12 protein-coding genes and 1 pseudogene are annotated in these 10,006 nt (G+C 32.4%); 9 read left to right on the forward strand and 4 right to left on the reverse strand.

Annotation, left to right across the window (positions count from 1 at the left end; translation table 11 throughout):
• The 3 genes and pseudogenes from ACOYLP_RS08380 to ACOYLP_RS08390 form a co-directional block, all read right to left on the reverse strand.
• Positions 1-930: pseudogene (locus tag ACOYLP_RS08380) on the reverse strand (polyribonucleotide nucleotidyltransferase); the annotation flags it as partial.
• Positions 931-1,070: 140 nt separating this feature from the next.
• Positions 1,071-1,340 (reverse strand): 30S ribosomal protein S15, encoded by a 270-nt coding sequence (gene rpsO / locus ACOYLP_RS08385; protein ID WP_121375174.1) that lies wholly within the window; start codon positions 1,338-1,340, stop codon positions 1,071-1,073.
• A gap of 142 nt (positions 1,341-1,482) precedes the next feature.
• On the reverse strand, positions 1,483-1,935 hold the full coding sequence (locus ACOYLP_RS08390) for a GAF domain-containing protein (protein WP_422855727.1): 453 nt from the start codon (positions 1,933-1,935) through the stop codon (positions 1,483-1,485).
• 118 nt (positions 1,936-2,053) lie between these two features.
• On the opposite strand from ACOYLP_RS08390, the gene xrtF reads away from it, so the two are divergent.
• From xrtF to ACOYLP_RS08435, 9 genes are all read left to right on the forward strand, one after another.
• The gene (gene xrtF / locus ACOYLP_RS08395; RefSeq protein WP_422855728.1) at positions 2,054-2,611 is read left to right on the forward strand and encodes an exosortase family protein XrtF; all 558 of its coding nucleotides are present in this window, start codon (positions 2,054-2,056) and stop codon (positions 2,609-2,611) included.
• Positions 2,586-3,032 (forward strand): exosortase F system-associated membrane protein, encoded by a 447-nt coding sequence (locus ACOYLP_RS08400; protein ID WP_422855729.1) that lies wholly within the window; start codon positions 2,586-2,588, stop codon positions 3,030-3,032. The genes xrtF and ACOYLP_RS08400 overlap by 26 nt, the downstream gene beginning before the upstream one ends.
• A gap of 57 nt (positions 3,033-3,089) precedes the next feature.
• The gene (locus tag ACOYLP_RS08405; protein WP_422855730.1) at positions 3,090-3,932 is read left to right on the forward strand and encodes an ATP cone domain-containing protein; all 843 of its coding nucleotides are present in this window, start codon (positions 3,090-3,092) and stop codon (positions 3,930-3,932) included.
• Positions 3,922-5,277 (forward strand): MBL fold metallo-hydrolase RNA specificity domain-containing protein, encoded by a 1,356-nt coding sequence (locus ACOYLP_RS08410; protein WP_422855731.1) that lies wholly within the window; start codon positions 3,922-3,924, stop codon positions 5,275-5,277. Before ACOYLP_RS08405 ends, ACOYLP_RS08410 begins: the two co-directional genes overlap by 11 nt.
• Positions 5,278-5,330: 53 nt before the next feature.
• Positions 5,331-5,732 carry an HYC_CC_PP family protein gene (locus ACOYLP_RS08415; RefSeq protein ID WP_422855732.1) on the forward strand — a complete coding sequence of 134 codons (402 nt, stop codon included), beginning with the start codon at positions 5,331-5,333 and terminating at the stop codon, positions 5,730-5,732.
• Positions 5,733-5,811: 79 nt separating this feature from the next.
• Positions 5,812-7,833, forward strand: a complete 2,022-nt coding sequence (locus tag ACOYLP_RS08420; RefSeq protein ID WP_422855733.1) for a TonB-dependent receptor plug domain-containing protein — start codon at positions 5,812-5,814, stop codon at positions 7,831-7,833.
• 15 nt (positions 7,834-7,848) lie between these two features.
• Positions 7,849-8,220, forward strand: coding sequence for a heavy-metal-associated domain-containing protein (locus ACOYLP_RS08425; RefSeq protein WP_422855734.1), 372 nt, complete (start codon positions 7,849-7,851; stop codon positions 8,218-8,220).
• A gap of 66 nt (positions 8,221-8,286) precedes the next feature.
• Complete coding sequence (locus ACOYLP_RS08430) at positions 8,287-9,024, forward strand: DUF2490 domain-containing protein (protein ID WP_422855735.1); 738 nt, start codon at positions 8,287-8,289, stop codon at positions 9,022-9,024.
• A 58-nt stretch (positions 9,025-9,082) separates the two neighbouring features.
• On the forward strand, positions 9,083-9,766 hold the full coding sequence (locus ACOYLP_RS08435; protein WP_422855736.1) for a DedA family protein: 684 nt from the start codon (positions 9,083-9,085) through the stop codon (positions 9,764-9,766).
• Positions 9,767-9,793: 27 nt separating this feature from the next.
• On the opposite strand, the gene ACOYLP_RS08440 is transcribed toward ACOYLP_RS08435, so the two are convergent.
• A partial coding sequence (locus ACOYLP_RS08440) for a hypothetical protein (protein WP_422855737.1) occupies positions 9,794-10,006 on the reverse strand: 213 nt, incomplete at its 5' end.

Consider the following 10,006-nt stretch of genomic DNA (forward strand, 5'->3'; position numbering starts at 1 on the left):
TTCTTTATTGGTTTTGTAGAAATATTTAGATACTAAACCTGCTAAATCGGGATTTTCAATATATTCTTCTTCGGTAAATAAAGCTTGACATTCTGCTTTTACCACTGTAAATTTTTCGCCTCTTTCACTTTTTCCTGAAGCTTCCTGTGCGATAGCGTAACATTTGTCATAACCTGCTGCTTTTACTTTTTTGTAAACTGCTTCATCTTCTTTCTCGCCCTCATAAGTACGAATTTCTTTTTTTCCGAACGCTTCCTGTAAACGCAATTGTGCTTGAATTTGAACTTTGATAGCTTCGTGGGCAAATTTGATAGCTTCGACCATTTCGTGTTCGGAAATCTCTTTCATTTCACCTTCAACCATGGCAACCGAATCCATCGAAGCTCCAATCATCATGTCGATATCAGATTTTTCTAGATCGGCTCTACTAGGGTTAATTACAAATTTTCCGTCAATACGCGCTACACGTACTTCAGAAATCAGGTTGTAAAAAGGAATATCAGAAACCGCCAATGCTGCTGAAGCAGCTAATCCTGCCAATGCATCTGGCATCACTTCTTCATCGTGCGACATCAACTGAATCATTACTTGTGTTTCAGCGTGATAATCATCCGGGAAAAGTGGGCGTAAAACGCGGTCTACCAAACGCATAGTTAAAACTTCGCTGTCGCTTGGACGCGCTTCTCTTTTGAAAAATCCGCCCGGGAATCGTCCAGCTGCGGCAAATTTTTCACGGTAATCTACCGTTAATGGTAAAAAGTCAACACCAGGGTTTGATGTTCTAGCGGATACAGCCGTAGCTAATAACATGGTGTCGCCACAACGTACTACTACAGAACCGTCTGCCTGTTTTGCTAATTTACCTGTTTCGATTGTGATAGTTCTTCCATCACCTAAATCGATTGTTTCTTGGGTTACTTTTGGAATCATAAAATTTAATTCGTTTTTTTAAACAATTAGGTTAGTTGTGTTGTAGTTGTTGTAGTTGTTTGTAACCCAATGAAAAACCGAAACTTTTCTTATTTTTATTCTAAAAAAAAAGAGGCGCGTCGGCACCTCTTTTATATTGACTATTTTCTAATATTCAATTCTTTGATAATCTCACGATATCTGTTGATGTCTTTTTTCTTCAAGTAGTCAAGAAGCGATCTTCTTTTACCTACTAAAAGTACCAACGAACGCTCAGTATTGTAATCATGACGATTTTTTTTCAAGTGCTCTGTTAAGTGAGAGATTCTAAATGTGAACAATGCAATTTGTCCTTCTGCAGATCCTGTGTTTTCTGCTTTTCCTCCGTGTTTAGCGAAGATTTCTGCTTTAACTTCATTAGTTAAGTACATGCTAATATTATTTAAATGATTATTATGTATGAATTAAGATTTTCTCAATTCGTGCGCAAAGGTAAAAATAATTACGACCCGAGCAAAATAAATCCAATTTATTTTGGGAACTGGCGAAGCAGTTACGAATTACGAATTATTTTTAAAATAATTTAGCAACTTCCTGGTTTACAAATTCTAAAAAGCGTTCGTCTGTTTCTGTAAACGGATTGATAACATGGCTATCGATGTCAATTTGTCCAATATTAATTCCGTCAACAAAAAGTGGTACCACAATTTCTGATTTTACTGTAAAACTACAAGCAATATAATTGTCCTGAGCAGCAACATCTGGCACAACGAAGTTGGCATTAGATTCTGCGACCTGTCCACAGATTCCTTTTCCGAATGGAATAACCGCATGTTCAGTTTCGGCTCCTACATACGGACCAAGATGCAGCGTTTTGTTTTCGAGATTCGCAAAATAAAAGCCGACCCAATTATAATAATCCACATTGTCCGATAGGAACTGACATAGGTTTTTAAGTTTTACATCTCTTTCTGTTTTTTCAGCAAGAATAGCTGTGATCTGCGGTTTTAAGCTTTCAAAATTCATAGTTTGTTATTGTGACAATTTATCTGTGTAAATCTGTGAAATCAGTGTTCAATTTTATTTTTTGCAAATGTAACGACTGCACTTTTTTATTTTATATAAATTTGTTAAAAATTATCTTTTGAAAAATCTGCTACTGCAATACAAACCTTTTTTACTTTTTCTCGGAAAATTTATTGTCAGTTATTTGATTTTGACCCTGATTTATCAAACCTATCTGAATTGTTTTGACGCTAAAAATGCTGAAGTAGATTCTTTCACTGAATTAGTAGCTAATCAGTCAAAAACTGTTTTGTCTTGGTTTGATTCGAATTCTTTTACTATGCCACATCTTAGAGAACCAAGTGTGAAATTATTCTACAAAGGCAAATATATTTCCCGAATTATTGAAGGTTGCAACGCTTTAAGTGTGATTATTTTATTTATATCATTTGTAATTGCGTTTACTGGAAAATTAAAAAAAACGTTGCTTTTTATACTTTTTGGCATCATTCTAATTCACATTTTAAATATTGGTCGAATTGCACTTTTGTGTATAGCACTTTATAATTTTCCGGAATATGAGCATTTGTTACATGGTGTGGTTTTCCCGTTAGTGATTTATGGGGTTGTGTTTTTGTTATGGGTAATTTGGGTTAATAAATATTCGTTGTATGCTACAGAAGTTGATAAGAAATAAAAGTAAAATAGGCTGGTCATTGTTTTTGATATTGCTACTGGTATTAATTAGAGTATTTGAAGACACACTTTTTTATGATCCCTTTTTGAATTATTTTAAAGACGAATATGCACATTTACCTTTTCCACAAATTAATATTTTCAAATTGTTTTTCAGTTTGGGAATGCGCTTTTATGTAAATTCGGTAATTTCATTATTGTTGTTATATATGATTTTTAAAGACAGACAAATTGTAAAATTCTCAGCACTCCTCTATATGATTTTGGGATCCATACTGATGATTAGCTTCGTTTTTGTCTTGACATTTTTTGCTGAAGAAAGTAAAATGACCTTGTTCTACATCAGAAGATTTTTAATTCAACCTATTTTTATTTTGCTCTTTATTCCAGGATTTTATTATCAGAAAAAGATTAAAAAGTAAGTTTATTTTCTTAACTTTACTTGATTAGTAAATGCCGAAAATTTAATTTTGAGTATTATGAAAATAGTAAAGCATTCAGGAAGTGTTGTTGAATTTAATCGAGACAAACTTAAAAGTTCTTTATTAAAATCCGGTGCCAGTAAATCAGTTATTGATGAAATTTTACAAACTGTCGATAATCAAATTTATGAAGGCATTACAACTAAAAAAATCTATAAATTAGCTTTCAGCTTATTAAAAAAATCATCCAACGCTACAGCGGCAAGATACAATTTGAGAGCAGCTATTCAAATGCTTGGTCCAGCGGGTTTCTTCTTTGAAAAATTCATTTCACGACTATTTTTGTCAGAAGGCTATGCAACAAAAACGAATCTTTTTTTGCAAGGAAAATGCGTGTCTCATGAAATAGATGTTGTTATTAAAAAATACGATTTTATTGAAATGGTTGAGTGTAAGTTTCACCCAAGAAGTGAAACCAATTCGGATGTTAAAATTCCAATGTATATACTTTCCCGATTTAATGATTTGAAAGATAGGAATCATTCAATTTTTTCCAAAAGTGATAAAATTACAGGTTGCTGGATTGTAACCAATAACCGATTTACCTCGGATGCTATGGATTTTGCCAATTGTTCCGGACTAAAATTATTGAGTTGGGATTATCCGCCAAAATTTAGTTTACGAAAAAAAATTGATGAAGGCCAATTGTATCCAATTACTTGTTTAACAACTTTGACTACAGCCGAAAAAGATAAACTGATGGTGTTAGATGTTATTTTGGCTAGGGAAATTATTGATAATGCAGAAATCCTCGAAAAAATAGGACTTAGTCCAATCAGAATAAAAAATGTAATTATAGAAGCTTCAGAACTTTGTAAATATTTGAAATATGAAAATTAAATTTCTTGGTGGTGCAGGAACAGTAACAGGATCCAAAACATTGGTAGAAAGCAACGGAATTAGAATTCTAATTGATTGTGGCCAATTTCAAGGGATAAAGCCCTTGCGAGAGCTTAATTGGGAACCGCTCCCGATTTTACCTAATACGATTGATTTTGTTTTGCTAACGCACGGTCATTTAGATCATTGTGGTTGGTTGCCAAGATTAGTTAATCAAGGATTTGAAGGAAAAATATGTTGTACTAGTCCAACAGCAGCTATTGCTAAATTAATTTTGTTAGATAGCGCTAAAATTCAGGAAGAAGAAGCAGAACGTGCTAATAAAGAGCACTATTCGAAACACGAAAAAGCGGAACCATTATATAATGTGATTCAGGCTGAAAAAGTTTTCCCGCTTTTTAGAGTTCTTAAAACAAATGAGGAAGTTCACCTTGATCTAGAAATATCCGTAGTTTTTAGAAATGCAGGTCACATCATTGGTGCCTGTTCTATTGAGTTGAAATTAGAAGGAAAAACACTTGTTTTTTCAGGAGATATTGGCCGGGATGATGATGTGCTTATGTATCCGCCGATAAAACCAAAAGAAGCTGATTATATTTTTTTAGAAAGTACTTATGGCAACCGTATTCATCCTGAAGAAGATGTCAAATTACTTTTAGAAACGTATATTAACAACACATATCAAATTAACGGAACAGTTATAATTCCAAGTTTTGCTGTTGAAAGAGCTCAATCAATAATGTATTTACTTTGGCAATTGAAAATTGAAAATAAAATTCCGGATATTTCATATATCATTGACACGCCAATGGGGATAAGTGTTTTGGATATTTTTATGAATAACAGAAATTGGCACAAACTCTCCGAAAGTGATTGTATTGAAATGTGCAAGATGTTTACTTTGAATTCTGATTATAAGGAGACAATTACCTCAATTTTTGATAAACAACCCAAAGTGGTCATAGCCGCAAGTGGAATGATTACCGGAGGAAGAGTCTTGAGTTATTTAGAGCGTTATATTGGTTTGCCCGAAACAACAGTTATTATAGTTGGATATCAAGCAGAAGGTACTCGTGGCAGAAAACTTTTAGAAGGAGCAACAGAATTAAAAATCTATGGAAAATATTATCCAGTATTAGCCAAAATTCTCGAAATAGAAGGACTATCAGCTCATGGTGACCAAAATGATTTGCTCAATTGGTTATCAGATTTAAAAAAGAAACCCGAAAAAGTATTTTTAGTACATGGTGAAAACCAACCAGCTGACAAATTGCGAATCAAGATTAATGAAAAATATGGATTTGATTGCGTTGTTCCTTTGATGGGTCAAGAGATTGAATTGTAAAGTTTTAATATAATTTTAAGTTATCCGTGGCACTATTTTACTAGCTTTGCATCATGATTTTCAAAAAACACCTAAGCATTTTGTTGACGGTTCTCCTGTTGGTATCCAATTTAGGATTAGCGATTAATGTGCATTATTGTGCTGATGAAATTGCATCAATAACTATAAATGCAGTACCACCTTCAGCAAAAGTGGTTGATGAATGTTGCGGAATTGTAGAAGAGGAACCAGGATGTTGTAATGACAAAATAATAAAAGCGGAAATCAAATCAGATAAAATTATTGTTGAATCATTGTCTTTTGATACTGCACTGCATTCGGTTATTTATGACTCGAAACCAATAGTTTTTATTTCAAAAAATCACTCCAAACAAAAAGATAATTGTACTTACTATTGCGATGCGAACGCACCGCCATTCTATCTCTTGTACAGCCAATATACCTTTTACGCCTGATTTAACCTGAATTCAGTTTTGATTCTTTTTGTTTTCAATAAGAATCAGTTGAAAATGAATTAATTTTAAATCAATTATAATGAAAAAAACACTTTTTTTTCTAACATTACTTTTTTCTATTGTTACTTTTTCTCAAGAATCTCCGAAAACAGATACTTTGAAAACAGTCACTATAGAATCTAATAAAAAAGGATTAAAAAAATCACTTTCGGGTACTGCAAATACTACACTAGTTACCAGTAAAGAATTACTCAAAGCGGCATGCTGTAATTTGGCAGAAAGTTTTGAAACCAATCCATCGATTGACGTCAATTTTTCTGACGCATTAACCGGAACCAAACAAATTAAAATGTTGGGTTTGACCAGTCCCTACATTATGATTACAGAAGAAAACATCCCATCGGTTCGTGGCGCTTCACAAGCCTATGGTTTGTCATTTACACCGGGAACTTGGGTTGAAAGCATTCAAATTAATAAAGGTGCAGGAAGTGTTGTTAATGGTTACGAAAGCATTTCCGGACAAATCAATACAGAATTAATTAAGCCAATAAAAGACATTCCTTTCTTTTTAAATGCTTATGGTTCGACCGATTCACGTTTTGAATTGAATACTCATTTCAATAAAAAAATTTCTGATTATTGGGCAACAAGTTTGTTTGTGCACGGAAATGCAAGAGTTGCCAAAAATGATATGAACGATGACGGTTTTCTTGATAATCCATTGGGAAAACAAATAAATATTGCTAATCGATGGCAATATTCTAATTCTGAATCGGGTTGGGTAACTTTTTTAAATCTTCGTTATATGAATGACGAAAAGCAAACTGGTGAAATCCATTTTGATCCAGATAAAGATAGATTAACTACCAATCATTGGGGTTCGGAAATCAATACTGAAAGAGTAGATTTTTCTTCTAAAATAGGTTATGTTTTCAAAGACATGCCTTATCAAAGTATTGGTTTTCAAAATGCGTTTAGTAATCACAATCAGCAATCGTATTTTGGTTTAAACCAATACGACATCAAGCAACAAAGCTATTATTCCAATTTGATTTTTAATTCTATTATCAGCAATACGATGCACAAATTTGCTACAGGATTGAACTTTACGTATGATAAATATTCTGAATTTGTAAATCTTTCAGATGTAAGTAGAATTGATAATTCCGTTGGTGCTTTTTTCGAATATACCTATGATGATTCTGATAAGTTCAGTTATATACTTGGAGGGCGATTTGATTATCACAATAGATTAGGTGCTTTTTTCACGCCAAGACTTCACGTTAAATACAATTCTTGGGAAAATGCAGTTTTTCGTTTTTCTGCAGGGAGAGGCAAACGAGCCGCTAATATTTTTGCTGAAAACCAAAACCTTTTTGCGAGCTCAAGAGCATTTTCAATTTTAGATACTAATGGGAAAGTATACGGTTTAGATCCGGAGATTGCCTGGAATTACGGGTTGAGTTTCACGCAAAACTTCAAACTTTTTGGAATGAATGCAGATACAACCATTGATTTTTATCGAACCGATTTTCAAAATCAAGCGGTTGTAGATGTGATGAATTCGCCTCAGCAAGCATTATTTTATAACTTAAGAGGAAAGTCATATGCCAATAGTTTGCAAATTGACTTCAATTTGGAAATTATTAAACATTTTAATTTAAGAACTGCATATAAGTATTATGACATTTCGACTGATTATCTATCAGGAAGTTTTCAAAGACCATTACAGGCAAAACATAGATTTTTTGTTAACTTAGAATACGAAACCCATATAAAAGAAAAAGGAAAACAATGGAAATTTGATTATACATTCAATTGGTTAGGAAAACAACAATTGCCTAATACCCGAACAAATGCCGCAGCAGATAGTCTCCCTGAGTTTTCACCTTCATTTGGAATAATGAATGCGCAAATTACGCGTACTTTTTCGAGTACTTTTGAAATGTATATTGGCGGAGAAAATATTGGAAATTATCGCCAGGACAAAGCTATTTTGGGAAGTGATAATCCTTTTGGTTCTAATTTTGACACCTCTATAATATATGCGCCAGTATTTGGACAAATGTATTATGCCGGATTACGATTTAAAATAAAATAACTTAAAAAAATAATTATGAAAAATACAATTTTAGGAATGTTGTTACTGTTTGTAGTATTTTCAACTCAAGCACAAGAAGATCAAGGCGGAGCCGGACTAAACGGAGCTAAAAAAAGCAAAAATGCCAAATGCAATATTGAAGTAAATGGTAATTGTGAACAATGTAAAAAAAGAATTGAAAAGTCTGCCCTTTCAGTTTCGGGTGTAAAAAGTGCTGAATGGCACATTGACGATCACATATTGCATTTGATAATTAATGAAGAAAAATGTTCAATCCTTGATATACAAAATGCCATTGCCAAAGTTGGTCACGATACAAAAGATGTCAAAGTAAAAGATGAGGTTTACGATAAACTTCATCACTGTTGTAAATACGAAAGAGAATAATTTGAAAACTCCCAAAATTATAGTTTGGGAGTTTTTTTTATTGTTATTTTTATCAAAACTTTTAAAATGAGGAGACTTCTATTTATTGTTTTACTATTATTTTTTTGCTATTCGTATTCACAAGAATTAAAACAAAACCAAAGGGTATGGTTTGCTTATATGGGTCAATATAAAGTTTCTAATCATTGGGGTTATCATATAGAAGCACAATTTAGATTGGATAATCAATTGAAACAAAATCAGCAAAACCTTTTTAGAATAGGGGCTATTTATTATTTGAATTCCAATAAAAGTTTTACAGCGGGTTATGGTTTAATTACTACCTATAATGAAGGTGTTGATGATTATTTTAAGGAAAATCGCCTTTGGGAACAATACCAATACAGTAAGAACTGGAATGAGTCCAAAAACACTATAATTCATAGGATGCGTCTAGAAAACAGATGGGTTGAAAAATTGATTTTATCTAATAATAGTGTAGTGTCTTTAGGAAGTAGTTTTCAAAATAGATTTCGTTATTTGAATAGAAATTTATTTCGCCTCTTAAATTTTAAATCTACCAATGAAGAGCTTTATGCCATTTTGCAAAACGAAGTTTTTTTAAACGTAGGAGATAATAAAGTCAACTCAAAATTAATAGATCAGAATAGATTTTTAGTTGGTTTAGGCTTAAATTACAATAACAATATTCGTTTGGAATTCGGCTATATGAACCACTTTATTACTTCTACTTCAGCTACTAACGTAATGAATCATACTATTTCTGTTTCGCTATTTCAAAATTTAGATTTGCAAAAGCATTAATTTTAACGCTTAATCCCAAAAAATATGATTATTTTCACAATCAATTTATTTTAAATATATGAGTGATTTTGATTGGTTGCAACTACTTAATCCTGAGTTCTATATCAACTTTGATATTGGAGGCGTTTTTATTGGTTTGTGGATTGTTTTATTTATTGTATTTGCCGAAACAGGATTGTTTGCAGGTTTTTTTCTGCCTGGTGACAGTTTGCTTTTCCTCGCTGGAATTTATAGCCGAAGTTTAGTCGAAAATTTCACCTTTATTGAGAGTGATTTGGCCAATGTAATTATATTGTCAACTCTTGTAGCAGTTGCTGGAATTTTGGGAAATATGGTGGGCTATTGGTTTGGTGCCAAAAGCGGGTATTTTTTATATAAAAAAGAAGACAGTTTTTGGTTTAAGAAAAAGTATCTTATTCAATCTAAAGATTTCTTCGAAAGATATGGTGGAAAAGCTATCATTTTTGCTCGTTTTTTGCCAATCGTACGAACATTTGCTCCAATTGTGGCAGGAATTGTAGCTATGGATAAAAAGAAATTTATGTTTTATAACATAGTAAGTTCGTTTCTTTGGTCGTTTGTTTTAATCTTCTCCGGTCATTATTTATATGGAATGTTTTTAGAAAAATTTGACATCGATTTAAAACATCATATTGAGAAGATTGTTATTGGAATTATATTGGTTTCAACGTTTCCAGTATTTTTAAAAATGATCAAGAAATCACCAAAAGAAGAAGAATAAAAACCGTCTCGAATTTCGGGGCTATTTTTATTTGAGATCTACTATTTTTTCTTCATGAAATAGGTTGCCTTCACTATCCATTCCATCAATGATTATTTTAAATTTAGTTTTGTTGTAATCAATAACATCAAATCCAAAATCACCACTTTCATCCGAAGATATTCTTGGAAACCAACCTAGTATAGCAAAGTTGTCAAACCCTATACTTTGGGTGTTTGCATATTCTTCATTTTTAAAAGA

Source organism: Flavobacterium sp. (assembly GCF_049318325.1).
GTDB lineage: Bacteria > Bacteroidota > Bacteroidia > Flavobacteriales > Flavobacteriaceae > Flavobacterium.